Raw genomic sequence first — 26,993 nt, 5'->3', positions numbered from 1 at the left:
CCTCACGGCGTGAGCACGAGACGGATCGGGTCGCCCTCCTTGCGCGCGAGCATCTCCACACCGCGGGCGGCCTCGGTCAGCGGCAGCGTGCCCGAGATCGACCGGGAGAGGTCCAGCCGGCCGTGCCGGACCAGGGACACCAGCTCCTGCACGTGCGCGGGTTCGGAGCCGTAGTGGCCGAGGACCCGCTGGCCGAAGTAGCTGAACTGAGTGCCGTTGCGGATGGTCAGCGGCTGGTCGGTGAGCCCGACGAGGACCAGGGCGCCGTCGCGCTCCAGCGTCCGCACCGCCTGCTCGCGCACCTGCGCCACCCCGGCGAAGTCGAAGGCGTGCGCCAGCCCGGCACCGCCGGTCAGCTCCCGCACCCGCGCGGCGACGTCGTCCGCCGGGTCGAGGGCGAGGTCGGCGCCGAAGGCGAGCGCCCGCTCGCGCGCGGCGGGCACCGGGTCGACGGCCACGATCGGTGCCGCCCCGGCCAGCCGCAGCAGCTGCACGGCGTGCGCGCCCAGGCCGCCGATGCCCCAGACGCCGACCGGCTGACCGGCCCGGACGCCCGCGGTGCGCACGATCGAGGCCCACGGCGTGGAGACCGCGTCCGGCACGATGCAGGCCTGCTCCAGCGGCATCCCGTCCGGCACCGGCACCAGCGTGCCGACCGTGGCCAGCGCGTACTCGGCCCAGCCCCCGTCGTAGTCGACACCCCGGGTGTGCACCCAGCCGTCCCTCTCCTCGCCGGCCTGCAGCAGCACCCGCTGCCCCACGGTCGCGCCGGTCACGCCGTCCCCCAACTCGGCGACGGTGCCGGCCACCTCGTGGCCGAGGGTCACCGCGTCGCCGGCGAGGAACAGCGGGCTGAGCTGGCCCTCGATGAGGTGGACGTCGGACAGGCAGATGCCGGCGGCAGCCACCCGGACCAGCACCTCGCCGGGGCCGGGGGAGGGCTTGGGCACCTCCTCGACCGCGAAGTCGCGGGTGCGCACGTCCAACCGTCCGGCGAGCATCGTCTCGGGCATGACCCCTTCCTCCCCGCCCAGGAGCGCGCGTAACGTCCACCGACCGTGTCCTCCGCGATGCGCGAGACGACCGTCGCCTCCGACCCCGTGCTGACCGCCGAGCGCGCCCACCTGGCGCACGCGGCCGACTGCCTGACCGCCATGCGCGCGGCCACCTCCGCCGTCGTCGACGCCGGCGTCGACGCCTGGGCGTCCGAGCGGCTCGGCGCCGCCCGTGCCGATCGGCTGCGGGCGCTGGCCGCCGACCCGGGCGTCCCGCCGTTCTTCGGCCGCACCGACACCGGCGTCGAGACCTTCCACATCGGTCGCCGGCACGTGCGCGACACCGACGGCACCCCGGTCGTCATCGACTGGCGGGCGCCGATGAGCCGGCCGTTCTACCAGGCCAGCGCCGCCGATCCGCAGGGCCTGGTGCGCCGCCGCCGCTTCGGCTTCGCCGGCGGGGAGCTCACCAGCTACGAGGACGAGCTGCTCGGGGTGGGGGACGCCGCCTCCAGCAGGCTGCTCGAGCAGGAGATCGAGCGCCCGCGCTCCGGGCCGATGCGCGACATCGTGGCCACCATCCAGCCCGAGCAGGACGCCATCGTGCGGGCGCCGCTGGCCGAGTCGATCTGCGTGCAGGGCGCTCCGGGCACCGGGAAGACCGCCGTCGGCCTGCACCGCGCGGCCTACCTGCTCTACACCCACGGCGGCCAGCTGGCCCGCACCGGCGTCCTCGTCGTGGGACCCAACCGCGCGTTCCTGCGCTACATCGAGCAGGTGCTGCCCACCCTCGGCGAGGTCGACGTCGACCAGACCACCGTCGCCGAGCTGACCGCCCGGGTGCCGGTGCGCGGCACGGACGCCCCCGGGGTCGCCGTCCTCAAGGGCGACGCCCGCATGGCCGAGGTGCTGCACCGCGCCCTGTGGGGCTCGATCACCAAGCCGGCGGACGACGTCCAGGTGCCGATGACCGGGCGCCGTCGGCGCGTGCCGGTGGAGCGGCTGAAGCGGTACGTCGACGACCTGCGCCGCCGCGGCCGGGCCGGCGACGACCAGCAGGTGCTGCACCACGCCGCCGGACGGGAGCGGCTGGCGATGTTGCTGGCCGAGGACGCCCGACGGCAGGCCGAGGCCGCCGGCGGCAGCCCCACCGACGCCGAGACCCGCCGGGCGGCCCGCAGCCCGGAGGTGCGCGCGTTCTGCGACGCGGTGTGGCCGGCCCGGGACGCCGCGGAGCTGGTGCACGCCCTGCTCACCGACCCCGCCGTCCTGGCGCGGGCGGCCCGCGGCGTGCTCGACGACGGCGAGCAGGCGCTGCTCCTCCGCCCGGCCGGCCCGCTGCGCGGCGCTCCCTGGACCGAGGCCGACGCGGTGCTGGTCGACGAGGTCGCCGGGCTGCTGGAGCGCAGTGCCGGTTACGGGCACGTGGTCGTCGACGAGGCGCAGGACCTCTCACCCATGCAGTGCCGCGCGATCGCCCGTCGCCTGGCCGCCGGGTCGCTCACCGTGCTGGGCGACCTCGCGCAGGCCACCAGCCCGTGGTCGGCGGCCGACTGGAGCCGCACGCTCGCGGGTCTGGGGCGGCCGGAGACCGCCGTGCGGCCGCTCACCCGCGGCTACCGGGTGCCCGGCGAGGTGCTCGAGTACGCCAACCGGCTGCTGCCGGCGATCGCGCCCGGGCTGCCGGTCGCCACGGCGGTGCGCCGCGGAACGGGGTCGCTGCGCGTCCGGCCGGACGGCCCGCTGCCCGACGTGGTGCGCGAGCTCGCGGCCACGCCGGGCTCGATCGGGGTGGTCTGCGCCGACGCCGCCGTGGCCGAGGTGACCGGTGCGCTGGTCGCCGCCGGGCTGCCCGCGTCGGTCCTCGGGGAGGACGGCGACGCGGGGCTGCTGGCCGTCGTCCCGGCCACGCTGGCGAAGGGGCTGGAGTTCGACGCGGTCGTCGTGGTGGACCCCGCCGCGATCGCCGCGGCCGAGCCGCGCGGGCTGCACCGGCTCTACGTCGTCCTCACCCGGGCGGTGAGCACACTGGTGGTGCTGCACACCGGCGACCTGCCGGAGCTGCTCGTGGCGTGACGCCTGTGTCGCACGCGCAGCGGGTGATCATGCCCTCGGCGCGGGTGGTTGTGGCCGACGCCGAATCCTGTTCCAGTGACACTCCACGAAAGGGGGCCCATGGACCTGCGCTCGGACGCACGGGTCAGGACGGTGCTCAAGCTCGCTGCCACGGTCGTGGTGGCCGGAGCACTCGTCGCGGGCCTCCTCTTCCCCTGGGTCGGCGGGCCGGCGGTGGCCGCCCAGCAGTCGACCAGCCTGCTCGGTGACCTGCCCACCGAGCTCACCGTCGACGCACCGCCCGCGAACACCGTGCTCAAGGCGGCCAACGGCGAGGTGATCACCTCCTTCTACGAGGAGAACCGGGCCCCCGTGACCGGCGACCGCATCGCCGAGGTCATGAAGCAGGCGATGATCGCCATCGAGGACGCCCGCTTCTACGACCACCACGGCCTCGACGTGCAGGGCACGGCGCGGGCGCTGGTCACCAACCTCGCCGCGGGGGGCGTGCAGGAGGGCGGGTCCACGCTCACCCAGCAGCTGGTCAAGCAGACCCTGCTGCAGACCGCGGACACCCCCGAGGAGCGCAGCGCGGCCACCGAGCAGACGCTCGGCCGCAAGCTGCGGGAGGCCCGGCTGGCGCTGGCCCTCGAGGACACCTACTCCAAGGACGAGCTGCTCACCCGCTACCTCAACATCGTCTACTTCGGGCAGAACGCCTACGGCGTGCAGCCGGCCGCGCGGGCCTTCTTCGGCATCGACGCCGCCGCCCTCACCCTGCCGCAGGCCGCCCTGCTGGCCGGCCTGGCGCAGAGCCCGACCGAGGACGACCCCTTCACCGACCCCGAGGCGGCCACCACGCGCCGCAACGAGGTCCTGTCCCGGATGGCCGAGCAGGGCCTGATCGGTCAGGCGGAGGTCGCCGCGGCGCAGGCCGCACCGCTGGGTCTCGCCCCCGCGCCGGCCCCGCCCCGCGGCTGCGCCCAGGCATCGGTCGGGCCCTTCGTCTGCGACTTCGTGCAGCGCTACCTCATCCAGGAGCTGGGGCTGACCCAGCAGGAGCTGGACAACGGCGGCTACGTCATCCAGACCACGCTGGACACCGACCTGCAGCGCGCCGGGGACGCCGCCGTCCTGGAGACGCTGGCCATGGGCAACTCGCTGGCCGGCATGTTCACCGCCGTCGAGCCAGGCACCGGCCACCTGCTGGCGATGAGCGTCAACCGGGTCTTCGGCTACGACAAGGAGGACCGCGCGCAGGAGTCGTTCAACCTCAACCTCGCCGCCAGCAAGGGCTCCGGCTCGACCTACAAGGTCTTCACCGCCGCGGCGGCGCTGGACCGGGGCTTCTCGGGCTACTACACGCTGACGACGTCGGACCCCTACGTGTCCCGCGTCTACCGGGACGGCAGCGGGCCCTACGACGTCGAGAACGCCGGCACGTTCCGCTCCACGCTGGACCTGACCACCGCGCTCTACCAGTCCTCCAACACCTACTTCCTGGCCCTCGAGGACGCCCTCGGCAGCGTCGAGGAGCCGGTGCGGATGGCCGAGCGGATGGGGCTGTTCCAGTTCAGCGACCCGGCGCTGCCGCAGCAGATCATCGACGAGAACCGGGGGTCGTTCACCTTCGGCTCCGAGGCCACCAGCCCGCTCGCCCTGGCCAGCGCCTACTCGACGCTGGCGGCCGGTGGCACCCAGTGCGAGGTCGTCCCGGTGACCGCGGTGCTCGACCAGCACGGCGACCCCGTGCTCGGGCCGGACGGCGAGCCGATCGCCGTCGGTGACCGCTGCACCCCCGAGGCGATCAAGCCCGGCGTGGCCAACACGCTCAACCAGATGCTGCGCAAGGACGTCGAGCCGGGGAACTCCGGCGCGACCGGCACCCGCGCGTACGTCCCGGGCCACCAGATCGCCGGCAAGACCGGGACGTCGCAGGACAACGACTCGATCGCCTTCGTCGGGTACACCCCGGAGATCGCCGCGAGCGTCATGGTGCTCAACCCCAAGCGCAAGCAGAACGTCGGCGGGTTCGGCGGCGGCAAGGCGGCCACCGTCTGGCGCGACGCGATGGCACCGATCCTGGAGGCCCGGGGCAGCGGGGAGTTCCCGCCGGCCGACGACGTCGTGATGAACGGCAACACCCGTCCGGTGCCGGGCTGCTCCTCGGTGCGGGCCTGCCGGGCGGCGCTCGAGGAGGCCGGCTTCGACCACCGGACCGTCGAGACCGACAGCGCCCGGCGCTCCGGCACCTTCCTGGGCACCAGCCCGCCGCGCGGCGGCCGGGCGGTGCCGGGCCAGGTCGTCTCGATCCTGGTCAGCAACGGCGAGGACTACGTCCCGCCGCGGCCGCAACCGGACCCCGAGCCGTCGCGGGAGCGTCAGCAGCAGTCGGAGGCCCCGGAGCCGCCGGCCGACTCCCCGGAGCCCGAACCCGAACCCGAGCGGGCGCCGGAGGAGCCCGCCCAGGAGCAGGGACAGGGCCCTGGCCAGGACGAGGGCCAGGACGAGGGCCAGGACGAGGGCCAGGACGGGGGCCAGGACGGGGGCCAGGACGGTCAGGGCCGGCCGGACTCCGGCCGGCCGGAGGACTGAGCCCCTCGCCGCAGCCGGCCGTCGAGTGACTGGGTCAGCAGCCAGCCGGCGATCACGACCAGGTGCAGCAGGAACAGCCACAGGCTGATCGCCACGACCGCGCCGACCACGGTCAGGCCGCCGAACGGCGCGCCCAGCGCCAGCGGCAGGGCCAGGAAGATCGCGAAGCCCTGCAGGAAACCCGACAGGCAGGCGGCGGTGAACAGCACGCCGGAGACCAGGGCCGGCCAGCGCAGGTCCCCGGCCGCGACCACGCCGAAGCCCCACAGCAGCGGCACGGTCAGGGCGAACAGCACCGAGTAGTAGCCGACGGCGACGGTGCCCAGCGCGCTGCCCCGCTCGGTGAGCTCCACCATCGCCGACGCGGCCAGCAGCAGCGGGTACATCAGCAACGGCGTGGCCAGCACCAGCGGCAGCGCCAGCAGCCGCCCGCGCCAGCCGGTCAGCCGGTCCTGGCGGGGGGTGAAGCGCAGCAGCGCTCGGCGCAGCCCCTCGCCGTAGAACGACAGCGGGACCAGCGCCAGGACGAAGCCCAGCAGGTCCAGGCCGGTGCCGGCCTCGGCCAGCGTCCGCAGCGCCCCGGGAGCGCCCAGCTGCGGCGGCAGCAGCTGGGCCAGCCGGTCGCTCAGCTCGCGCACCCGCTCGGCCGAGGTGAGCAGCGCGGTGAGCGAGAAGGCGACCAGCAGCAACGGCACCACGGCGATGCCGGCGTAGAAGGTCAGCCCGGCGGCGATCAGCGCGACGTCCCGGCCGCGCAGCTGCTCGGCGGCGCCGCGCAGCAGCGCCGCCGCCTCGGCGCGCAGCCGGCGCACCGACCAGGCCCGCCTCAGCGCCGGTCCAGCAGGGAGCGGGCCGCCGCGTAGCCGCCGAGGCCGCTGACCGCCCCGCCGCGCACGGTGCCGCCCGAGGAGGCGGCGACCACCCGCGGGTGCGCCGTCCCCACGCCCCAGGTGCCGACCTCGTCCGGCGTCGCGGCGACCGGCCAGGAGAGGTCGCCGTGGAAGATGTGCCCGCCCGGCATCGCCAGGGACGCCTCGACGTCCAGCGGCGAGGCCGCCTGCAGGCACGGCCGGCCCTCGGCGTCACGGGCCAGGCAGTCCAGCAGCGGCTCGGCCAGGTGCGCGTCCAGCTGGGCCACCACCCGGCGCACCGCCTCGTCCCGGCTGCCCTCCGGGTCCTCGCGGAACAGCGCCGCCGGGGTGTGCAGGCCGAACAAGGTGAGGGTGTGCCAGCCCGCGCCCCGCTCCGCCGGGCCCAGCACCGTCGGGTCCGTCAGCGAGTGGCAGTAGACCTCGAAGGGGACGACGTCGGGCAGCCGGCCGGCGGCGGCCTGCGCGTGGGCGTCGTCGAGCTGCGACGCCGCCTCGTCGACGTGGCAGGTGCCGGCGAAGGCCACCGCCGGGTCCACCCCGGAGCGCAGCCGGGGCAGCCGCGCCAGCACCATGTTGACCTTGAGCTGGGCGCCGTCAACAGAGGGGCGGGGCGTCTCGCCGAGCAGCCGCTGGAGCACCGCCGGGGCGGCGCCACCGACCACCCAGCCGGCGTCCACCGCCCGCTCGGCGCCGTCGTCGTCGGTCCAGTGCACGGTGGCGCCGTCGCCCCGCGGCTCGACCGCCGTCACCTCGGCCCGGGTCATCAGCTCGGCGCCCGCGCCGCGCGCCGCGGCGGCCATCGCGCCGCTGACCGCGCCCATCCCCCCGACCGGTACCCGCCAGCGTCCGGTGCCGTTGCCGACCACGTGGTAGAGGAAGCAGCGCCCGGCCAGGCCGTCGGCGGCGTGCACGTCGGCGTGGGTGCCGATCAGCCCGTCGGTGAGCGCCACCCCGCGGACGACGTCGTGCGACACCTCGTCGGCGACCACGTCGGCCAGCGGGCGCTCCCGCAGGTCGTGCCACAGCTGCGGGTCGCGCAGCCGGCCGGCCAGGTCGGCGGGGGACAGCAGCGGCTCGGTGAGGGTGGGCGCGAGGTCCTCGGCGAGCGTGGCGACCCGGCCGTAGAACCGCTGCCAGGCCGCCAGCTCGGCGTCGGAGCCGGTGAGGGCCCGGAAGGACGCGGCGGTGGCGGGACCCTCGTCCCGCTCCACGAGCAGCCCCGGGCCGCCGGGGACGGCGGTGTAGGAGGCGACCGCGCGATCGGCCAGCGTCACCTGCAGGCCGAGGTCGGTGACGATCCGGTCGGGCAGCAGGCTGACCAGGTACGAGTAGGCCGACAGCCGGACGTCGACGCCGGGGAAGACCTGCCGGCTGACCGCGGCGCCGCCGACCTCGGCGAGCCGCTCGAGCACCAGGACCGACCACCCGGCGCGGGCCAGGTAGGCCGCGGCCACCAGCCCGTTGTGCCCGGCTCCCACGACGACGGCGTCGTACCTGTGCGCACCCACCGGCGGACCGTAACCGGTGCGTGGCCGGAGGGCCGTCCGTCGCGGGGCCGGTGCGCGGTCAGCCCTCGCCGTCGTCCTCCTCGTCGGTCTGCTGCTCGTTGTCCTGCTCGGTGTCCTGGCACGCCTCCTCGTCGGTCGACCCGGCCTCGGCGGCGGCGCACTCGGTGGTCCCCCGATCCAGATCGGTGTTGCCGCCGGTCTCCGTGCTGGCGCTGCACCCGGCCAGGGCGGCGACGGCGGCCAGCACGACGAGGGGTCGCTTGAGATCCATGACCGCTGCGTGCCCCGCCGCGCCGCCGGTGAACCCCACCCGTCACACCCGCCCCGCCCGTCGTCGCCGACCTGTGCGGTCGAGTCGAGAGTCCACGAAATCACATCCCGGTGATTGTCACGGCGGCGTCACGGCCCCTACGGTGAGTACACCCGTCGGGGCGCTCCGTCACCAGCCTGGGTGACACCCCGCGGATGCCGCCGAGCCGGCGCTCTCCTCCCCGAGGGCGCCGGGCCGGGGACCCACCGAACCACTGGGGTGAAGCGCGCACGCCGGCACCGCAGCCGGCCGCGCCGGGCACGTCCGGCCCGAACCCGTCAGCTGACCCGGTAGGCGGCCGTGGATGAACGGAGTGCCGCCGCACCATGGCGACCCCTCGCACCGCCCGCCGCGCCGCCCTCGTCCTCGCCGGCTCCCTCGGTCTCGCCTTCGCCCCGGCTCCCGCCGGCGCCGAGGAGCCGACCACCGCTGCGGAGGCCGCGGCCCTCGTCGCCGCCCGCGGGCACGAGCTGGAGGTCCTCACCGAGGACTTCAACGAGGCGCGCGAGCTGCTGGCCGGCCAGCAGGCGGCCGCGCAGGCCGCGGCCGCGGCGGTGACCGAGGCGGAGGCGGCGGTCGACCTCGCCCGGGACTCCGTCGTGGGCGTCGCCCGCACCGCCTTCACCGGCGAGACCATGGGGTCGTTCCAGGCGCTGATGACCAGCGAGTCCGCCGACGAGTTCGTCGACCGGGTGACCCTGCTGCAGGCCGTGGCCGGCCACCAGGGCGAGCTGCTCGACGCGGCCGTCGTCGCGGGGGAGGCCGCCGCGCAGGCGCGGATCGTGGCCGACCGGGCCGCCGGCGAGGCGCAGCAGCAGTACGACGCGGTGGCCCAGCAGCAGGCCGACCTGCAGGCCCGGATCGCCGAGTACCAGGCCGACTACGCCCGGCTGTCCACCGAGGAGCGGCGGGCCGCCCTCGGGGCCGCCGCGGCCGCGCACGGCGCCGGCGAGGGCGGCCGGGTCAGCCGCACCGATCGGGAGGAGCCGGCCGCGGCCTCCTCCGCTCCCGTGGCGGTCGCCGGGGGCTCGCTCCAGGCGGTCGTCGACCGCGCGCTGGCCCAGCGCGGCAAGCCCTACGTGTGGGCCGCGGGCGGCCCGAGCTCCTTCGACTGCTCCGGCCTGGTGCAGTACGCCTTCCAGGCCGTGGGCGTCAGCCTGCCGCACTCCAGCCGCATGCAGTCGCAGATGGGGACGCCGATCTCGCGGGCCGAGGCGGGCCCCGGTGACCTGGTGGCCTTCTACAGCCCGGTCAGCCACATCGGCATCTACCTGGGCAACGGGCAGATGGTGCACGCGCCGACGTCCGGCGACGTCGTCAAGGTCGCCAGCGTCGACACCATGGGCGCGACGCCGAAGTTCAACCGCATCGCGTCATGAGGTCCCCCGGCCCCCTGCCGGGGCCCGCCGCGAGCTCGCGCGTGGCGGGGCAGGGGTCCCTCACGGGTCGACGGCCTGCAGCAGACCCCAGACGAAACGGGCGCGGACGCCGCCGGGCAGGTGCACCTCCCAGCGGGTGACCACGCCGGGGTCCACGCTCCGCGCCCCGCGCAGGCCGACGGCGTCGTCCAGGGTGTGCTCCCACACCAGCAGCCGGCCGGGCGTGGCCCGCGGCACGGGCGAGCCCGGTGCCCGCACCAGGTGCTCGTGCAGCACGCTGCCGCCCGTGCCGGAGAGCACCTCCCAGCAGAGGTGCGGCCAGAGCGGCACCGGCCAGCGGCGCACCTCCAGGTCCAGGTCGCCGGAGCGGCGGTCCTCGGTCTCCTCCGGCGGGCCGAGGACGGCCGAGCGCAGCGCCAGCCCGCGCGGTGCCCGCGGCGAGTGCTGCAGCGCCTGCCAGCGGGTGTGCGCCGCGTGCGCCTCCGCGCGCGTGGCGCCCAGCCGGGGCAGCGCCTCGGCCACCAGGTCCGGGCGCAGGTCGGCCATCCGGCGCAGCAGCACCAGGCAGAACTCGCGCCGCGCCAGACCCCGCACGGGCGCCGACCCTGCCACGGGGGGACGACGGGTGGCGCGGGTCACCCCGACCGTCGCGGCCGGCCCGCCCCGGCGTCGGGGACCATGGGGCGCGTGACCCCGCGCGCCGTCGCCCTGGCCTTCCGTGCCGTCGCCCTCGCCGAGGCGTGCTCCTGGGTGGGGCTGCTGGCCGGGATGTTCGTGAAGTACGTGCTGGCGACCTCAGAGCGCGGGGTGCAGGTCTTCGGCCCGATCCACGGCGGCATCTTCGTCGCCTACGTGGTGGTCGCGGTCGTGGCCGCCCGGGTGCTGCGCTGGAACGCGGTGACCACCCTGCTGGCCCTCGCCGCGTCGGTGCCGCCGCTGGCCACGCTGTGGTTCGACCGCTGGGCCACCCGCACCGGCCGGCTGCCCGTGCCCGAGGCGGCGCCCACCTCCTGAGCCGCGGCTCGCTAGCGTCTGGGCCCGTGCCCGACGCCGTCCTGCCGTCCACCGCCCGACTGCTGCTCGCCCGCACCGCCCGGGTCCAGCGCGACGGCCGGGCGCCCAGCCTGGTCGCCGGCGTCGTCCGGGACGGCGGGCTGGCCTGGTCGGCGGGCCGCGGCGACGTCCCCGAGCCGCACACCGACGTCCAGTACCGGCTGGGCTCGATCAGCAAGACGGTCACCGCGGTCGCCGTCCTGCGGCTGCGCGACGAGGGCCGGGTGCACCTCGACGACCCGCTCGACCGGCACGTCCCCGGCACTCCCCTCGGGGACCGCACCGTCGGCCAGCTGCTGGCCCACGTCGCCGGTGCCGCCGCGGAGAGCCCGGGCGCGTGGTGGGAGCGGGCGCCCGGTGGCTCGCTGGCGGACCTCCAGCTGGCTCCGGAGCACGTCGTCCTCGGCGCCGCGCGCCGCTTCCACTACTCCAACCTCGGCTTCGGCCTGCTCGGCGAGCTGGTCGCCCGGCTGCGCGGGCGCCCGTGGGAGGACGTCGTCCGCACCGAGGTGCTGGCGCCCCTGGGCATGGACCGGACGACGCCCCGGCCGGTCGCCCCCGCCGCCGAGGGGCGTGCGGTGCACCCGTGGGCCGACGTCGTCCTGCCCGAGCCCGAGCACGACGCCGGGGTGATGGCCGCCGCCGGGCAGCTGTGGGCGACGCTGACCGACCTCGGGCGCTTCGCCGCCTTCCTGCTCGGCGACACCGGCGACGTGCTCGACCCCGCGACGCTGGAGGAGATGACCGTGCCCGCGGGCGTGGACTCCTCGGCACCGGGGTGGTCGGCGTACGGGCTGGGGCTGCAGGTGCTGCGGGTCGACGGGCGCACGCTGGTCGGCCACGGCGGCTCGATGCCCGGCTTCCTCGCCGGCGTCTTCGTCGACCGCGAGGAGCAGATCGGCGCCGTCTCGCTGGCGAACACCACCGCCGGTCTGGACCCGCTGCTGCCCGACCTGCTCGCGGACCTGCGCGCCGCCGAGCCGCGGGTCGTCGAGGCGTGGGTGCCCTCGCCGCCGCCGGTCCCGCTGGAGGCCCTCGGCATCTGGTACTGGGGCCCCGGGCCGCACGCGCTGCGGGCGCTGCCGGGCGGCCTGCTGCACCTCGGCCCGCTGCCGGGCCGCGCCGGGCGGGCCAGCCGCTTCGCCCGCCGGGACGACGGCACGTGGGTGGGCCTGGACGGCTACTACGCCGGCGAGCCGCTGCGCATCGCCGAGGACCACCTGGACCTGGGCACCTTCGTCTTCACCCGGCAGCCCTACGACCCCGGCGCCCCGGTGCCCGGCGGCGTGGACGAGGGCGGCTGGCGGGCCTGACTGCTGCGCCGGTCGGCTCCGTGCCGCGAGATCTGCACAGTGGTGGCGATCCCGCCGCTGATGGGCACCGCTGGGCAGGTCTCGCGGGCGCTCACCGGCGGTCGAAGGCGTCCATCGTCGTCTTCACGACCGCGCCGTAGGCCAGGTGCGGGACGATGTCGCTGGCCCAGTCGGTCGCCGACCAGGTGCGCGGGTCGGTGATGCCGAGGACGGTCATCGGGCCGTTGGCGACGACCAGCACACCCAGCGTGGTCAGCAGCGTGCCGACCAGTGGCTGCGACCGGTAGCCGGCCGCGCGCACCAGCCCGACGACGACCCCGACCCCCACGCCGGCCACCAGCCCGGTGATCGGGCCCAGCCCCTGGATGCGGTTCTGCCGCGTGTCGCCGTCCCCCGGGATCGGCACGTGCGCCTTCTCGGCCAGCTTCTCGACGGTCTGCTCGGGGGTGGAGCTCGTCGGGCGGCCGCGGACGGTCATGTCGAGGTAGGTGACGGCGTTGAGCGCGGTGCTGCCCGCCGCGCCGGCCGCCGCGCCGCGCAGGGCCCAACCCGCCACGCTGATGCCGCGCCGTCCCTTGCCGATGGTCCCCAGCGGGGTGCGCTTCGCCATCCGCCCGGTCTACCCCCGTCGAACGGCCGGGTACACGCAGCTCAGCACGGCACAGGTCCGCGGCGACCAGCCGCGCACCGCTCGACGGCGCCGCACCCCGGAGTCGTGGGTGGGCGGTGTCGGCAGCGGTGCCCGGTCTACCCGGCCGCCCGCCGCCGGAGGAGCAGCCCGCCTGCGAACACCGCCACGAGCAGGACGGCGACAGCCGCCTCCAGGGTCGTGCCGGACGGACCCCCGGGCAGCTCGGTGCCGGCCGACCCGGGCTCGGGTGCGGTCGCGCCGGTCAGCATCTGCACCTCGGCCGCGGCCCCGGGGGTCCACGCCGCCGTCCCGCCGCACAGGTCGGCGGCCAGCCGGCCGTCCTCGTGGGCGGCGAACACGAGGAACGGCCCCTCCCCGCTGAGTTCCAGACCGCACGATGCGCCGGACGAGGGCGACAGCACGCCCTGGCGGGCGGACACCGCGCCCGTGTAGACGGTGTCGACGGCGAAGACGTGCAGGGCCGTCCCGCCGATGACCTCGCGGTCGACGAGCCGGCCGGCGAACACCGCGTCGGCGCGCAGCGCGTGCTCGGACGTCGTCCCCCCGGTGCAGCCGCACGCCGAGGCGGCCGGTGCCAGCACCCAGCCGGCGAGCACGAGCAGCAGGCCGGCGAGCAGCCCGGTCGTCCAGCGGCGCACCCACCCAGCATCCCGCGACCGCCGTCCCCGCGCCGACGGCGTCCCCCGCTGGACCGCGGGCGCGTGACCCTCCGCGGACGCGTTCCCCCTGCCCGCCGTGCGGAGCAGCGGGGGAGCACGCCGCAGGCCGGGAGCCGGGAGCCGGGTGCCGTGGCGCGGCGGCGGCGCGACGTCCACCCTGGGCGGCGTGGACGACGTCGACGCGCGGCTGGAGCAGGTGATCGGCGCGCTGCTCGACGACCGGCGGGCCGGCGCGACGATCTGCCCGTCGGAGGCCGCCCGCGCCGTCGACCCGGACGGCTGGCGCGAGCTGATGCCCGCGGCCCGCGCAGCGGCCGGTCGGCTGGCCGCGGCCGGTCGGGTGGAGGTCACCCAGCGCGGGGAGGTCGTCGACGTCGGCACCGCACGCGGGCCGGTGCGCGTGCGCCGCGTCGCCGGCTAGGCCTGGTCGGTCCCGGCCGCCCGCTCCAGCAGCGGCCCCATGCGGTGGTCGACCAGCCGGCGCAGCGCCAGCGCGGTGTCGGTGCGCTGGACGCCGGGGATGGCCAGCACCCGCTCGGTGATCCGCCACAGGTCGTCGGCGTCGACGGCGACCACCTGCACCAGCAGGTCGGCGACGCCCGAGAGCGCGGTCACCTCGAGCACCTCGGGGATCTGCCCCAGCGCCTCGCCGACGTCGGCCAGGCTGCGCTGCACCACCTGCACGGTCACGTACGCGCCGAGCCGGTAGCCCAGCGCCTCGGGGCGGACGCGGTGGTCGAAGGGCGCCAGTGCGCCGCCGGACTCCAGCCGGGCCAGCCGCGCCTGCACGGTGTTGCGCGCGAGCCCGAGCCGCTGCGACAGCGCCATCACCGTCGCGCGCGGGTCCTCGCCCAGGGCCTGCAGCAGGCGGGCGTCGGTGGCGTCGAGGGCCGGCACACCGCTCAGTCTGACAGGCCGGTCGGCCCCTCGAGGCGTCATCGTGCGCAATCCTTCGGGGGGATCTTGCGCAGATCGATGGGGAGGTGTCTGCTCCACGAGCGGCCGGGCCGTGCCACGATGTGTGAGTGGTGCCACACCCGGGCGCCGCGAGACGTCCACACCGCGCGCTCGGAGCCGGCGACCCCGGCAGCGGCGGCCGACGGCGAGGAGGAGCACGTGAGCGTGTCCAGTGCCACCGAGGTGGTCGACCCGGTACCGGGGGCGGGGGCGCCCCACCTGCCGCGGCAACCCGACCTGGTGCAGCTGCTGACGCCGGAGGGCGAGCGGGTCGAGCACCCGCAGTACTCCCTCGACCTCGACGCCGACGAGCTGCGCGACCTCTACCGCGACCTGGCGCTGGTCCGCCGGTGGGACGTCGAGGCCACCGCCCTGCAGCGCCAGGGCGAGCTGGGCATCTGGGCCTCGCTGCTCGGCCAGGAGGCCGCCCAGGTCGGCGCCGGCCGCGCGCTGCAGCCCGGCGACATGGCCTTCCCCACCTACCGCGAGCACGGCGTGGCCTGGACCCGCGGGGTCGACCCGCTGCACGTCATCAGCCTGTTCCGCGGCGTCGACAACGGTGGCTGGGACCCGGTCGCCACCGCGTTCAACCTCTACACCGTCGTCATCGGCGCCCAGACCCTGCACGCCACCGGCTACGCCATGGGCCTGCAGCGCGACGGGGCGGAGGGCGCCGTGCTGGCCTTCCTCGGCGACGGCGCGACCAGCCAGGGCGAGGTCAACGAGGCGATGATCTGGGCGGCCAGCTTCTCCGCGCCGGTCGTCTTCTTCTGCCAGAACAACCAGTACGCGATCAGCGTCCCGCTGGAGCGCCAGTCGCGGGTGCCGCTCTACCAGCGCGCCGCCGGCTTCGGCTTCCCCGGCGTCCGGGTCGACGGCAACGACGTCCTCGCCGTCCTGGCGGTGACGCGGGCCGCGCTGGCGGCCGCCCGGGAGGGCCAGGGCCCGACGTTCGTCGAGGCCTTCACCTACCGGATGGGCGCGCACACCACCTCCGACGACCCCACCCGCTACCGGCTGGCCAGCGAGCTGGAGGAGTGGAAGCTGCGCGACCCGATCGCCCGGGTCAAGGCGTACCTGTCCCGGAGCGGCACCGCCGACCAGGACTTCTTCGACGCCGTCGAGGCCGAGGCCGACGAGCTCGCGGCGCGCATCCGGCGCGGCACGACCGAGATGCCGGACCCGCCGGGGACGGCGATGTTCGACCAGGTCTTCGCCGAGCAGACGCCGCACCTGGCCGCGCAGCAGGCCGCCTTCGAGGCCTACCAGGCGACCTTCGAGGAGGCGTCGGAATGAGCACCCAGACGCTCACCATCGGCAAGGCGCTCAACCTCGGCCTGCGCCGGGCCATGGAGGACGACGCCAAGGTCGTGCTCATGGGGGAGGACATCGGCCGCCTCGGCGGGGTCTTCCGCATCACCGACGGCCTGCAGAAGGACTTCGGGGAGGACCGCGTCGTCGACACCCCGCTGGCCGAGGCCGGCATCCTCGGCACCGCCGTCGGCCTGGCCATGCGCGGCTACCGGCCGGTCTGCGAGATCCAGTTCGACGGGTTCGTCTTCCCCGCCTACAACCAGATCGTCACCCAGGTCGCCAAGATCCACGCCCGCTCGCGCGGCCGGCTGGCCATGCCGGTCGTCATCCGGATTCCGTTCGGCGGCGGCATCGGCGCGGTCGAGCACCACAGCGAGAGCCCCGAGGCCTACTTCGCGCACACGCCGGGGCTCAAGGTGGTCGCCGTCAGCAACCCGGTCGACGCCTACTGGGGCATCCAGCAGGCGATCGCCCACCCCGACCCGATCGTCTTCCTCGAGCCCAAGCGCCGGTACTGGGACAAGGCCGAGGTCGACACCGCGGCCACGCCCGACCCGCTCTTCGCCTCCCGCCTGGTCCGCGGCGGCGACGACGTCACCGTGCTCGCCTACGGCCCGATGGTGAAGACGGTGCTGCAGGCGGCCGAGGCGGCGGCGGAGGAGGGCCGCTCGCTGGAGGTCGTCGACCTGCGGACGATCAGCCCGCTCGACCTCGACCCGGTGGTCGACTCGGTGCGGCGCACCGGGCGCTGCGTCGTCGTCCACGAGGCGCCGGTGACCCTCGGGCTGGGCGCGGAGATCGCCGCGCGGGTCACCGAGGCCTGCTTCCACTCACTGGAGGCGCCCGTGCTGCGGGTGGGCGGCTACGACACGCCCTACCCGCCGTCGAAGCTCGAGGAGGAGTACCTCCCCGACCTCGACCGGGTGCTCGACGCCGTCGACCGCGCGATGGGGTTCTGACCGATGGGGACGCTCAAGCAGTTCAAGCTGCCCGACGTCGGCGAGGGGCTGACCGAGGGGGAGATCCTGCAGTGGCTGGTCGCCGTGGGCGACACGGTCACCGTCAACCAGCCGCTGTGCGAGGTGGAGACGGCGAAGGCCGCCGTCGAGCTGCCCTCGCCGTACGCGGGGACGGTCACCGCGCTGCTGCACGAGGCCGGGGACACGGTCGACGTCGGGACGCCCATCATCACCATCGACGTCGGCGGGCCGGACGCAGCGGGGGTCGGCGCGGGCGACGGCGCCGCCGAGCCGGCCGCCGGCCTGATCGGCGGTGCGGCGCCCGGCGGGCGGACGGCGGTGCTCGTCGGCTACGGGCCGCGGAACACCGAGGCCCGCCGGCGCCCGCGCCGCGCCGTCCACGCCGCGCCGGCCCCGACCCCTGGCGCGGACTACGGCTCCGGCGGCCAGGACCGCCCGCCGCTGCTGGCCACCGCGCCGGACGTGACCACCAAGCCGGTGCGGCACGGGGGCCTCGAGGTGGGCCGTCAGGCGGAGGCGCACGCCGCGTCGGTCGACGCCGCGCCCTCCCGCGCGGCCGAGCAGGGGCGGCGCCGCCCCCGGCCGCTGGCCAAGCCGCCGGTGCGCAAGCTGGCCAAGGACCTCGGCGTCGACCTGACCGCGCTGACCGGCAGCGGCGACGGCGGGGTGATCACCCGGGCCGACGTGCAGCAGGCGGCCGGGGCCCCGGCGTCGGGAACGGAACTGCGGCCGGCTCCCGCGGCGACGGCGGGGGAGCAGCGGATCCCCGTCAAGGGGGTGCGCAAGCACACCGCCGCGGCCATGGTGGCCAGCGCCTTCACCGCCCCGCACGTCACCGAGTTCCTGACCGTCGACGTCACGCGGATGGTCAAGCTGCGGTCGCGGATCGCCGCGCGGCCGGAGTTCGCGGGCGTCAAGGTCAGCCCGCTGCTGTTCGCCGCCAAGGCGCTGCTGCTGGCCGCCGCGAGGCACCCGATGGTCAACAGCTCCTGGGACGAGGCGGCGCAGGAGATCGTCGTCCACGGGCAGGTCAACCTCGGCATCGCCGCGGCCACCCCGCGCGGGCTCGTCGTCCCCAACGTCAAGGACGCCGGCCGGCTGTCGCTGGCCGAGCTGGCCGGCGCGCTCGCGCAGCTCACGGAGACGGCGCGGGCCGGGCGGACCGCACCGGAGGACATGACCGGCGGCACGATGACCATCACCAACGTCGGGGTGTTCGGCGTCGACACCGGGACGCCGATCCTCAACCCCGGCGAGTCGGCGATCCTGGCCTTCGGCGCGATCCGCGAGATGCCCTGGGTGCACAAGGGCAAGGTCAGGCCCCGGCAGGTGACCCAGCTGGCGCTGTCGTTCGACCACCGGATCATCGACGGGGAGCTGGGCAGCCGGTTCCTCGCCGACGTCGGGGCCCTGCTGTCCGACCCGGGGACCGCGCTGGCGTTCTGACGGGGTGGAGCCGGCCGGCGCACCGGCCGGCTCCACGCCGTGAGCGACGCGCGGCAGCGGTGTCGTCGGCCCTGGGGGCGGACGTCGCGGGGCCACTAGCGTCCGCCGCGCCAGCGCGGGCCGGTCCGCGCAACGTGCCCGGCTCGCTCCCCATCGGCGAGAGGCGTGCCATGAGCGACGTACCGACCGCGGGCCCCGACACCGTCGTCCTCGTCCACGGCCTGTGGATGACCCCGCGCAGCTGGGAGCGCTGGGTGCCCCACGTCGAGGCCCGCGGGTTGCGCGTGCTGACCCCCGGCTATCCGGGCTTCGAGATCGAGGTCGAGGCGCTGCGGGCGGACCCGCAGGTCATCGCCGACCTGTCGATCACCGACACGGTCGAGCACCTCGCCTCGGTGGTGGCTGCTCTCGACCGGCCCCCGCTGCTCATCGGCCACTCCTTCGGCGGCACGCTGACCCAGTTGCTCCTGGCCCGCGGGCTGGGTGCAGCCGGGGTCGCGATCGACTCCGCGCCGACCGAGGGGGTGCGGGTCAACCCGCCGTCGCAACTGCGGGCGCTCTTCCCGTTCCTCCGCAACCCGGCGAACCGGCACCGTGCGGTCGGGTTCACCGCCGAGCAGTTCCACGCCGCGTTCGCCACCACGCTCTCCCGCGAGGAGTCCGACGCGGCCTACGAGCGCTACCACGTCCCCGCGCCGGGGCGCTGGATCTGGGACTACGGGCTGATCGCCAACTTCCGGCCAGGGCACCAGGAGACCTGGGTGGACTACCGCCGGGACGACCGGGCGCCGCTGCTGTTCGTCACCGGCGGTGAGGACCGCCTGATGCCGCCGTCGGTGAACCACGCCAACGCCCGCCACTACCGTCGCTCGGCGGCGCTCACGGAGGTGCGTGACCTGCCCGGCCGCTCGCACTGGACCTGCGCCGAGCCCGGCTGGGAGGCGGTGGCCGACCTCGCGCTGGACTGGGCGGTCGAGAACGCCGGTCGCCGGCCGGTGGCCCGGTCCTGACCTCGTTCCAGGTCCTGGGGCTGCGTGGCATCACGGTCCAGGACGACGGATCCGAGCGGGACGCCGGCTGGGCGGAGCCGTCGGACTCCTGCGGCGGCGCCGCCGGATGGCACGGCGGCCGCGCTGCGGTGACCCGGCGTGGGGCAGGTGTCCTGCGCGGGGACGCCGGGTAGAGCGACTCCATCCGAGGACCCCGAGCAGAGGAGGCCAACGTGGCCAGCGTGCAGCAATCCGTCGACGTCGACGTCCCGATCCGGGTCGCCTACGACCAGTGGACGCAGTTCGAGTCCTTCCCGCAGTTCATGGGTGGCGTCGAGCGGATCACCCAGATCGACGAGACGCGCACCCACTGGGTGACCAACATCGACGGCGTCAAGCGGGAGTTCGACGCGGAGATCACCGAGCAGCACCCCGAGGAGCGGGTGGCCTGGACCAGCACCAGCGGCGACGCCAAGCACGCCGGCGTGGTCACCTTCCACCGCCTCGACGACACCAAGACCCGCGTGATGATCCAGATCGACTGGGAGCCGACCGGCATCGTGGAGAAGGCCGGCGCGGCGCTCGGCTTCGACGACCGCCAGGTCAAGGCCGACGCCAAGCGGTTCAAGGAGTTCATCGAGAGCCGCGGCACCGAGACCGGCGCCTGGCGCGGCGACGTCCCGCGGCCGGACCAGCAGTGAGAGGAGCCCCTGCCCCCGCATGACCACGGCGCGGGAGCCCGCACACAGGACGGCGCCCGCCCCCTTCTGCAGGGGACGGGCGCCGTCGTCTGGGGAGGTCCCGTCCTGGGTCCCGCCCTGCGCTCGCGGGGGGTGGGGAGGACGGGGTCCTGCGGCTACTCGGCGTCGAGGTCCTGGGCGACCAGGCCCGCGATCTGCTCGAGGACGGCGGGGTCCTCGCTGCTCACGACGACCTCCGTCCCCTGCTTCGCGCCGAGCGTCATGATCATCAGCGGCGACCCGGCGTCCACCGGGTTGCCTCCGGGCGTGGCCAGCGTGACCGGCGTCCCGGCCTTGCCGACGGCTTCGGCGATGAGGGCCGCCGGCCGGGCGTGCAGCCCGACCCGGGAACCGACGGTGACGGTCTGACTGGGCATGGGGTCTCTCCCTCTGTTGGGGGACGGGTGGTCGGGGACAGCCTGGCGTGTCAGGCCCGAGCCGGCTGGGTGACCGGGGCGGCGTTGTGGGCGTGCGCCATGTCGACGGCGTCCTCCGGGACGGCGTCGGCCTTCGGGCGGCCGATGCTCTTGGCGATGGTCACCGCGATGGCGCCGACCACCATGCCGATGACCACCGCCAGGGCGAACAGCAGGGCGTTGCTCATCGCGAAGAACACGAAGATGCCGCCGTGCGGGGCCCGCAGCTCGATGCCGGAGGCCGCGACGATCGCACCGGTGGTCGCGCCGCCGAGCATCATCGAGGGGATGACCCGCAGCGGGTCGGCCGCGGCGAACGGGATCGCGCCCTCGGAGATGAACGAGGCGCCGAGGAGCCAGGCGGCCTTGCCGTTGTCCCGCTCGGCCGGGGTGTACAGCTTCGGCCGGATGGCGGTGCTGAGGGCCATCGCCAGCGGAGGCACCATGCCGGCCGCCATGACGGTGGCCATGATGACCAACGGGGCGCCGGAGCCGGCGGCCAGCCCCGTGGTGGCGAAGACGTAGGCGGCCTTGTTGACCGGGCCGCCGAGGTCGAAGCACATCATCAGGCCGAGGATGATCCCGAGCAGGATCGCCGAGGTGCCGGTCAGGCCGTTGAGCCAGTTGCCGAGGCCGGTGAGGGCGGCGGCCAGCGGGCGGCCGAGGACGACGACCATGAGCCCGCTGGAGATGAGCGTGGCGAGCAGCGGGATGATGACGACCGGCTGCAGGCCACGGACCCCGACGGGCAGCTTCCAGCGGCTGATCCACAGCGCGGCGAAGCCGGCGATGATGCCGCCGATCAGTCCGCCGATGAAGCCGGCACCCACCTGGACGGAGACGAAGCCGACGACGAAGCCGGGGACGATGCCCGGCCGGTCGGCGATCGCGTAGGCGATGTAGCCGGCCAGCGCCGGGACCAGGAAGCTGAAGGCCGCCTGCCCCAGCACGGTGCACACCGCGCCGAGGTAGCCCCAGAAGCCGTCGTTGAGTCCCTCGAGCGGCGCGACGTCGGGCAGGTTGAAGAAGGTGTTGTTCAACGCCCAGTTCAGCGCGTAGCTGTTGCCGTCGGCGGAGGACGGGTCGGGGTTGACGATCTGGTAGCCGCCGAAGAGGAAGCCCAGGGCGATGAGCAGACCGCCAGCGGCGACGAACGGGATCATGTAGCTGACGCCGGTGAGCAACCAGCGTCGGATCTCCGTGGCGGCGCCCGGTCGGCCGCCTGCGGAAGCGGCGGGCTCGTCGGTGCCACCGGCACCACCCGGCACCCGGCGGGCGTTCGGGTCGTCGGCGGCGGCCAGCGCCTCGCGGATCATGACGTCCGGCTCGTTGATGGCCCGCTTGGTGCCGGACTGGACGAGCGGCTTGCCGGCGAACCGGTCGCGGTCCCGGACGCCGACGTCGACGGCGAAGATGACCGCGTCCGCGGCCCGGATGACGGCCGGGTCGAGCGGGGTGGAGCCCGAGGAGCCCTGGGTCTCGACGTGCACGTCGACCCCGGCCCCCTCGGCGGCGGCGGTGAGCTTGTCGGCGGCCATGTAGGTGTGCGCGATGCCGGTCGGGCAGGCGCTGACCACGACCAGGCTGCGGCGCGCGGTGGTGGAGGTGTCCGCGGCCGGTGCGGCGGCGGGGGTCGCGGCGGTCGCGGCGCTCGAGGAGCCGGACGCCGCGGGGGCCCCGGCGGGAGCCGGCTCGGGGGCGACGACCTCCTGCACCAGCCGCACCACCTCGTCGGCGGAGCCGGCGGCGCGCAGCGAGGCCACGAACTCCGGCCGCACCAGCGCCCGGGCCAGCGCGGTCAGCAGGGTGAGGTGGTCGGCGTCGCCGTGGGCCGGCGCGGCGATGAGGAACGCCAGGTCGGCCGGGCCGTCCGGGGCGCCGAAGTCGACCGCGGGGTCCAGCCGGGCGAAGGCCAGCGAGGCCTCGGTGACCGCGGCCGAGCGGCAGTGCGGGATCGCGATGCCGCCGGGCAGGCCGGTGGCGGCCTGCGCCTCACGGGCGAGGGCGTCGTCGGCGAGGGCGTCGGCTCCGGTGGCCCGCCCGGCGCCGGCGACGAGGCCGGCGAGACGGCGCACCACCGTGGTCTTGTCGGAACCCAGGTCGGCGTCGAGCGCCACCAGGTCTGGGGTGATCAGGTCGGGCATGGCCCACCTCCGGAGTGGTCAGTGGACGTCGCGGCCGGCGGCCGGGACGGTGGTGCTCCATGTGACGGGCGGTGCGGTGGTGCTGCTGGGCAGGCCCTCGGTCCGGACGGTGGCGACCTCGACGTCGAGGGCGGCGACCTGCTCCGGCGAGGGGACGGCGGAACCGGGCAGCGACGCGCTGGCGGCGCCGTACGCGACCGCGCTGCGCAGCCGCTCGGCCGGCCCGCCACCGGCCAGGTCGGCCAGCAGGTGGCCGGCCAGGCTGCAGTCGCCCGCGCCGACGGTGCTGCGGACGGCGATCCGCGGCGGCGTGGCCGCCCAGACGCCCTCGGCGCCGGACAGCAGCGCGCCGTCGGCGCCGAGGGTCAGCAGCACCTCGGCCACGCCGCGCGCGTGCAGCGTGTCGACGGCGGCCAGGGCGGTGGCGCGGTTGGCGGTGAGGTGGGCCTCGGGCACCCCGGAGAGCTGAGCGAGCTCCTCGGAGTTGGGCTTGAGCAGGTCCGGCGCGGCGTCGGGGCCGGCGTCCAGCAGCGCCAGCAGCGGGGCCTCGGAGGTGTCGACTGCGATCTTCGCGCCGGTGTCGCGCAACGAGCGGACCAGGTCGGCGTACCAGTCCAGCGGCGTACCGGGCGGCAGCGAGCCGGAGAGCACCACCCAGCGGGCGCCCTCGGCGTGCTGGTGCATCGCGATCGTCAGCGCTCCGCGGGCCTCGTCGTCCAGCGGGGCACCGGGCTCGTTGAGCTTGGTGGTGGTGCCGTCGGGCTCTGCCAGCGTGTAGTTGGTGCGCACCGGCGTGGCGATCGGGACCGTGGCCATCGGCAGGTCCAGCTCCCGCAGCGCCCGGACGATCGGGTCGTCGTCGGCCGCGGGCAGCACCGTGACGACGTCCCCGCCGGCAGCGGCGACCGCGCGGGCCACGTTGACGCCCTTGCCACCCGGCTCGGTGGAGCTCGGCGCCAGGCGGGCCACGCCGCCGCGCACCAGCGGGCCGGGCAGCGCGAGCGTCCGGTCCAGGCTGGGGTTGGCGGTGAGGGTGACGACCCGTGCAGTCATGCGACCACGACCTCGATCCCGGCGTCCTCGAGACGGGCGAGGTCGGCCGGTGCGGCCTCGGCGTCGGTGACCAGGACGTCGACGTCGGCCGACGTGGCGAAGCGGACCAGGTGCTCGCGGCCGAGCTTGCTGCTGTCGGCGAGCACGACCACCTTCTGCCCGGCGCGGATCATCGCACGCTTCACCGCGGCCTCCGCCTCGTCGGGGGTGGTGAAGCCGTGCTCGGCGGTGATGCCGTTGGTGCCGAGGACGGCCACGTCGGCCCGCAGGTCGGCGAGGGTGGCGACCGTCCGCTCGCCCACGGCGCACTGGGTGATCCCGCGGACCCGCCCGCCGAGCACGTGCAGGTCGACACCGGGGGCCACGGCCAGCCGGGCGGCGAGCGGCACCGAGTGGGTGGCCACCAGGAGTCGGCGGTCGGCGGGGAGGACCTCGGCCAGCGCGGCGACGGAGCTGCCGCCGTCGAGCAGCAGGCTGCCGCCGGTGCCGGGCAGCAGGTCCAGCGCGGCGGCGGCGATCTTGCGCTTCTGCTCGCTGCGGGTGCCGTGCCGCTCGCCGAGCGCGGTCTCCACGTAGGTCAGGGCGCCGGCCGGCACGGCGCCACCGTGCACCCGGCGCAGCATCCCCGCTCGTTCCAGGACGGCGAGGTCGCGGCGCACCGTCTCGGTGGTGACCCGGAACTCCTCGGCGAGGGCGGCCACCGACACCCGGCCGCGGTCGGCGACCAGCCCGGCGATCGCCTGCTGGCGTTCCTCCGCGTACACGTCCCACCTCCCTGCCCGTAGCACATGCGGGTTGCCCGTTTGTGTTGGCTTGGTGTTGTGTTGCTGTTGTTCTACGTGTGATCCGTTGACAAGTCAACACCTCTTCGTGACTCTGGTCATAGCCGAAGTCGCGTCCCACCCTGACCCGTGCGAGGTAGCCATGACCACCCACGCTCCCGGAACCACCGCCCCCACGACCGCCGCTCCGGTGGTCCTGCCCGGGACACCCGTCGTCCCCGGGGTGGCCTGGGGCCCGGTCGTCCGCCCGTCGGGCACGGTCCTGCTGCCGGCCGACGACGGTGCCGTGGTCGCCGAGGAGGAGCGCGCGGGGGAGAAGGAGCGCTTCGCCGCGGCCGCCGGCGTGGTGGCCGACCGGCTGACCGAGCGCGCGGCTGCGGCGACCGGGGTGAGCGCGGAGGTGCTGGCCACGACCGCCGGACTGGCCCGCGACCGCGGCCTGCTGTCGTCCGTCGAGCAGCGGATCGACGCCGGCACGCCCGCCGCCGTCGCGACCGTGCAGGCCGCGCAGCAGTTCGTCGACCTGTTCACCAGCCTCGGTGGGCTCATGGCCGAGCGGGTGACCGACGTCCGCGACGTCCGCGACCGGATCGTCGCCCAGCTGACCGGGCAGGGGGAGCCCGGCGTGCCGAGCCCGGCCCAGCCGTCGGTGCTGCTGGCCGACGACCTCGCGCCGGCCGACACCGCGGGACTCGACCCCCGGCGCATCACCGGCCTGGCCACCAGGCTGGGCGGCACGACCAGCCACACCGCGATCATCGCCCGCCAGCTGGGGCTGCCGTGCGTGGTGGCCGTCGGTGGCCTGGCCGACGTGCCGGAGGGCGCCACCGTGCTGCTCGACGGCGAGCGCGGCACGGTCACCGTCGACCCCGACCCGGAGGAGGCGCGCGCCCGGCTGCAGGCGTCACAGGCCGCCGCCGCGGCGCTGGCCGGTTACCGCGGCCCGGGCCGCACCCGGGACGGGCTCGAGGTGAAGGTGCTGGCCAACGTGCAGGACGGCGCGGGCGCGCGGGCCGCGGCCGCCGCCCACGCCGAGGGGGTCGGGCTGCTGCGCACCGAGCTGGCCTTCCTCAGCCGGGCCGAGGAGCCCTCGGTGGAGGAGCAGGCCCGCGGCTACGCCGAGGTCTTCGAGGCCTTCCCCGGTCAGCGGGTCGTCGTCCGCACGCTGGACGCCGGGTCGGACAAGCCGCTGGCCTTCGCCACGATGCCCGACGAGGACAACCCCGCCCTCGGCGTCCGTGGCCTGCGGGTCGCCCGGCGCGACCCCGGCCTGCTGGAGCGGCAGCTCGACGCGATCGCCGAGGCCGCCCGTCGGACCGGCGCCTCGCCCTGGGTGATGGCGCCGATGGTGGCCACCGTCGGGGAGGCCGCGGACTTCGGCGCGCGGGTGCGCGCCCGCGGGCTCACCCCCGGCGTGATGATCGAGGTCCCCTCGGCGGCGCTGATGGCCGAGCGGCTGCTGCGGCACGTCGACTTCCTGTCGATCGGCACCAACGACCTGTCGCAGTACACGCTGGCCGCCGACCGGCTCTCGGCCGACCTCGCCGACCTCACCGACCCCTGGCAGCCGGCCCTGCTGGCGTTGGTGCAGCTGACCGCCGAGGCCGGCCGCCGCACCGGGAGGTCGGTCGGGGTCTGCGGGGAGGCCGCCGCCGACCCGCTGCTGGCCTGCGTCCTCGTCGGCCTCGGTGTCACCTCGCTGTCCTGCGCCGCGTCGTCCATCGCCGGGGTCGGGGCCCGCCTGGCCGTGGTCGACACCGACGCCTGCCGGCGGGCCGCCGAGGCGGCGCTGCTGACCGACGACCCGCACGAGGCGCGCGCGGCGGCGCGCCGGGAGCTGGGCGTCGACGGCTGAGGTCGACGTCACCCCTCGGGGTAATGGATCGTCGCCGTGTCGCGCCGTTCACCTGGCTTTCTTCGGAATACTCGGGCGTGCGCCTGCATTGTTCTTGGTGTACACCCCCACGAGACCGGAAGAAGGCATCGGGACATGAACAGCGTGACCTCCAGCTGGCGGCGGCGTCGGCAGGCGGCGCGGACGCGGCGGGCGCTCGACCGCGCCCTGGCGCGCACCAGCAGCCCGGCGATGCGCGACGAGCTGCTGACGATGGCGAACAGCAGCGGGTTCACCCGCTGAGCCCTTCCCGACGACGCGCGACCCCGGCCTCCCTGGTGGAGACCGGGGTCGCTTGCTGTCCGGGGTCCGTCAGCCGTGCAGCTGGTGGACGACGGCGTGGCCCCGGCCGCGGCTGATCATCCAGCGGTTGATCGGCAGGGTCACGACGAAGGCGACCGCCAGGGCGCCGGCGAGGGCGAGCCAGAACAGCGCGCCCGAGATGCCCGCCTCCATCGCGCCCGGGACCGTCAGCATCACGGCGTTGTCGACGACCTCCATGACGGCGATGGAGATCGTGTCGGCGGCCAGCGCCACCTGGAGCGCGCGACGGAAGGGCAGCCCCGCGCGCAGCACCCCCCGCATCGTCAGCGCGTACCCGAAGACGAAGGCCAGGGCGACGGCGAGCGCCACCGTGGCCCAGTCGGACAGGCCGACGGACGTGCCGATCACCATGCCGAGCACCTCGCCGATGGCGCAGCCGGTGAGGCAGTGCAGCGTGGCCGACGCCGCCATGGCCCACGAGGCGGGGCGGGGGTCGGCCGGGTGCCCCGCGTGTGCCCGGGGCGCGTGGTCGTGCGAACTCGTCGTCATGGGAGTCGCCTCCTCGGGTCGGACGTCGGGCACGGCTGCCCCGACGGGGACAGCATACCCCCACGGGGTATCAG

The 26,993-nt window shown here is 75.7% G+C and carries 26 protein-coding genes; 13 read left to right on the top strand and 13 right to left on the bottom strand.

Annotation, left to right across the window (positions count from 1 at the left end):
• Positions 1-2: 2 nt before the first annotated feature.
• The gene (locus BMW27_RS19820) at positions 3-1,013 is read right to left on the bottom strand and encodes a zinc-binding dehydrogenase (RefSeq protein ID WP_217638218.1); all 1,011 of its coding nucleotides are present in this window, start codon (positions 1,011-1,013) and stop codon (positions 3-5) included.
• A 57-nt stretch (positions 1,014-1,070) separates the two neighbouring features.
• Here BMW27_RS19820 and BMW27_RS19815 point away from each other — a divergent pair, with 57 nt between their 5' ends.
• Positions 1,071-3,071, top strand: a complete 2,001-nt coding sequence (locus tag BMW27_RS19815; protein ID WP_091447678.1) for a HelD family protein — start codon at positions 1,071-1,073, stop codon at positions 3,069-3,071.
• A gap of 99 nt (positions 3,072-3,170) precedes the next feature.
• Positions 3,171-5,645: a transglycosylase domain-containing protein gene (locus BMW27_RS19810; protein ID WP_091447418.1), complete on the top strand. Its 2,475-nt coding sequence runs from the start codon at positions 3,171-3,173 to the stop codon at positions 5,643-5,645.
• Here the strand turns inward: BMW27_RS19810 and BMW27_RS19805 are convergent.
• From BMW27_RS19805 to BMW27_RS19795, 3 genes are read right to left on the bottom strand one after another with little or no spacing between them, the layout of a single operon-like run.
• Positions 5,609-6,457, bottom strand: coding sequence for a YihY/virulence factor BrkB family protein (locus tag BMW27_RS19805; protein WP_245743741.1), 849 nt, complete (start codon positions 6,455-6,457; stop codon positions 5,609-5,611). The genes BMW27_RS19810 and BMW27_RS19805 overlap by 37 nt on opposite strands.
• Positions 6,458-6,471: 14 nt before the next feature.
• Entirely contained in the window at positions 6,472-8,025 is a 1,554-nt protein-coding gene (locus tag BMW27_RS19800) for a phytoene desaturase family protein (protein WP_091447415.1), read from the bottom strand.
• Positions 8,026-8,083: 58 nt separating this feature from the next.
• Complete coding sequence (locus BMW27_RS19795; RefSeq protein WP_139206944.1) at positions 8,084-8,296, bottom strand: hypothetical protein; 213 nt, start codon at positions 8,294-8,296, stop codon at positions 8,084-8,086.
• A 365-nt stretch (positions 8,297-8,661) separates the two neighbouring features.
• Here BMW27_RS19795 and BMW27_RS19790 point away from each other — a divergent pair, with 365 nt between their 5' ends.
• Positions 8,662-9,714 (top strand): C40 family peptidase, encoded by a 1,053-nt coding sequence (locus BMW27_RS19790; RefSeq protein ID WP_091447409.1) that lies wholly within the window; start codon positions 8,662-8,664, stop codon positions 9,712-9,714.
• 60 nt (positions 9,715-9,774) lie between these two features.
• Here BMW27_RS19790 and BMW27_RS19785 read toward each other — a convergent pair whose 3' ends face one another.
• Entirely contained in the window at positions 9,775-10,308 is a 534-nt protein-coding gene (locus BMW27_RS19785; protein WP_217638217.1) for a hypothetical protein, read from the bottom strand.
• Positions 10,309-10,392: 84 nt separating this feature from the next.
• Between BMW27_RS19785 and BMW27_RS19780 the strand changes: the two genes are divergently transcribed.
• Together BMW27_RS19780 and BMW27_RS19775 are read left to right on the top strand one after the other, a co-directional pair.
• Positions 10,393-10,728 (top strand): DUF3817 domain-containing protein, encoded by a 336-nt coding sequence (locus tag BMW27_RS19780; RefSeq protein WP_091447402.1) that lies wholly within the window; start codon positions 10,393-10,395, stop codon positions 10,726-10,728.
• 26 nt (positions 10,729-10,754) lie between these two features.
• Positions 10,755-12,080 carry a serine hydrolase domain-containing protein gene (locus BMW27_RS19775; RefSeq protein WP_091447399.1) on the top strand — a complete coding sequence of 442 codons (1,326 nt, stop codon included), beginning with the start codon at positions 10,755-10,757 and terminating at the stop codon, positions 12,078-12,080.
• 91 nt (positions 12,081-12,171) lie between these two features.
• On the opposite strand, the gene BMW27_RS19770 is transcribed toward BMW27_RS19775, so the two are convergent.
• Positions 12,172-12,690, bottom strand: a complete 519-nt coding sequence (locus BMW27_RS19770) for a hypothetical protein (protein WP_091447395.1) — start codon at positions 12,688-12,690, stop codon at positions 12,172-12,174.
• 137 nt (positions 12,691-12,827) lie between these two features.
• A complete protein-coding gene (locus BMW27_RS19765) occupies positions 12,828-13,370 on the bottom strand; it encodes a hypothetical protein (RefSeq protein WP_091447392.1) in 543 nt (180 codons plus the stop codon).
• A 187-nt stretch (positions 13,371-13,557) separates the two neighbouring features.
• On the opposite strand from BMW27_RS19765, the gene BMW27_RS19760 reads away from it, so the two are divergent.
• Positions 13,558-13,812 (top strand): DUF3253 domain-containing protein, encoded by a 255-nt coding sequence (locus BMW27_RS19760; RefSeq protein ID WP_091447671.1) that lies wholly within the window; start codon positions 13,558-13,560, stop codon positions 13,810-13,812.
• Here the strand turns inward: BMW27_RS19760 and BMW27_RS19755 are convergent.
• Positions 13,809-14,288 carry an Lrp/AsnC family transcriptional regulator gene (locus BMW27_RS19755; protein ID WP_217638216.1) on the bottom strand — a complete coding sequence of 160 codons (480 nt, stop codon included), beginning with the start codon at positions 14,286-14,288 and terminating at the stop codon, positions 13,809-13,811. The genes BMW27_RS19760 and BMW27_RS19755 overlap by 4 nt on opposite strands.
• Positions 14,289-14,507: 219 nt before the next feature.
• On the opposite strand from BMW27_RS19755, the gene pdhA reads away from it, so the two are divergent.
• The 5 genes from pdhA to BMW27_RS19730 all read left to right on the top strand — a co-directional run bounded on the left by pdhA (position 14,508) and on the right by BMW27_RS19730 (position 19,778).
• Positions 14,508-15,644, top strand: coding sequence for a pyruvate dehydrogenase (acetyl-transferring) E1 component subunit alpha (pdhA, locus tag BMW27_RS19750; RefSeq protein ID WP_245743739.1), 1,137 nt, complete (start codon positions 14,508-14,510; stop codon positions 15,642-15,644).
• Positions 15,641-16,621 carry an alpha-ketoacid dehydrogenase subunit beta gene (locus BMW27_RS19745; protein WP_091447388.1) on the top strand — a complete coding sequence of 327 codons (981 nt, stop codon included), beginning with the start codon at positions 15,641-15,643 and terminating at the stop codon, positions 16,619-16,621. Before pdhA ends, BMW27_RS19745 begins: the two co-directional genes overlap by 4 nt.
• 3 nt (positions 16,622-16,624) lie before the next feature.
• Positions 16,625-18,088: a dihydrolipoamide acetyltransferase family protein gene (locus BMW27_RS19740; RefSeq protein WP_091447385.1), complete on the top strand. Its 1,464-nt coding sequence runs from the start codon at positions 16,625-16,627 to the stop codon at positions 18,086-18,088.
• 170 nt (positions 18,089-18,258) lie between these two features.
• On the top strand, positions 18,259-19,098 hold the full coding sequence (locus BMW27_RS19735) for an alpha/beta hydrolase (RefSeq protein WP_091447380.1): 840 nt from the start codon (positions 18,259-18,261) through the stop codon (positions 19,096-19,098).
• A 212-nt stretch (positions 19,099-19,310) separates the two neighbouring features.
• Entirely contained in the window at positions 19,311-19,778 is a 468-nt protein-coding gene (locus BMW27_RS19730) for an SRPBCC family protein (protein WP_091447377.1), read from the top strand.
• Positions 19,779-19,933: 155 nt separating this feature from the next.
• On the opposite strand, the gene BMW27_RS19725 is transcribed toward BMW27_RS19730, so the two are convergent.
• Genes BMW27_RS19725 through BMW27_RS19710 form a run of 4 tightly spaced genes read right to left on the bottom strand, consistent with a single transcriptional unit; the run spans position 19,934 to position 24,194 of the window.
• Positions 19,934-20,194, bottom strand: a complete 261-nt coding sequence (locus BMW27_RS19725; protein ID WP_091221737.1) for an HPr family phosphocarrier protein — start codon at positions 20,192-20,194, stop codon at positions 19,934-19,936.
• A 50-nt stretch (positions 20,195-20,244) separates the two neighbouring features.
• A complete protein-coding gene (locus tag BMW27_RS19720) occupies positions 20,245-22,377 on the bottom strand; it encodes a PTS fructose transporter subunit IIABC (RefSeq protein ID WP_091447375.1) in 2,133 nt (710 codons plus the stop codon).
• A gap of 18 nt (positions 22,378-22,395) precedes the next feature.
• Positions 22,396-23,430: a 1-phosphofructokinase family hexose kinase gene (locus BMW27_RS19715; protein ID WP_091447372.1), complete on the bottom strand. Its 1,035-nt coding sequence runs from the start codon at positions 23,428-23,430 to the stop codon at positions 22,396-22,398.
• Entirely contained in the window at positions 23,427-24,194 is a 768-nt protein-coding gene (locus BMW27_RS19710; protein ID WP_091447370.1) for a DeoR/GlpR family DNA-binding transcription regulator, read from the bottom strand. Before BMW27_RS19710 ends, BMW27_RS19715 begins: the two co-directional genes overlap by 4 nt.
• Positions 24,195-24,354: 160 nt before the next feature.
• Between BMW27_RS19710 and BMW27_RS19705 the strand changes: the two genes are divergently transcribed.
• Both BMW27_RS19705 and BMW27_RS23560 read left to right on the top strand, forming a co-directional pair.
• Positions 24,355-26,067, top strand: coding sequence for a phosphoenolpyruvate--protein phosphotransferase (locus BMW27_RS19705; RefSeq protein ID WP_091447365.1), 1,713 nt, complete (start codon positions 24,355-24,357; stop codon positions 26,065-26,067).
• A 135-nt stretch (positions 26,068-26,202) separates the two neighbouring features.
• Positions 26,203-26,349 carry a hypothetical protein gene (locus BMW27_RS23560; protein ID WP_175486584.1) on the top strand — a complete coding sequence of 49 codons (147 nt, stop codon included), beginning with the start codon at positions 26,203-26,205 and terminating at the stop codon, positions 26,347-26,349.
• 69 nt (positions 26,350-26,418) lie between these two features.
• Here BMW27_RS23560 and BMW27_RS19700 read toward each other — a convergent pair whose 3' ends face one another.
• Positions 26,419-26,919 carry a DUF4396 domain-containing protein gene (locus BMW27_RS19700; RefSeq protein WP_091447362.1) on the bottom strand — a complete coding sequence of 167 codons (501 nt, stop codon included), beginning with the start codon at positions 26,917-26,919 and terminating at the stop codon, positions 26,419-26,421.
• Between the last annotated feature and the right edge of the window lie 74 nt (positions 26,920-26,993).

The sequence above is a fragment of the Geodermatophilus poikilotrophus genome (assembly GCF_900111455.1).
GTDB lineage: Bacteria > Actinomycetota > Actinomycetes > Mycobacteriales > Geodermatophilaceae > Geodermatophilus > Geodermatophilus poikilotrophus.
The sequence above is the reverse complement of the archived record's forward strand: the minus strand, read 5'-3'. Positions and strand labels throughout refer to the sequence as shown.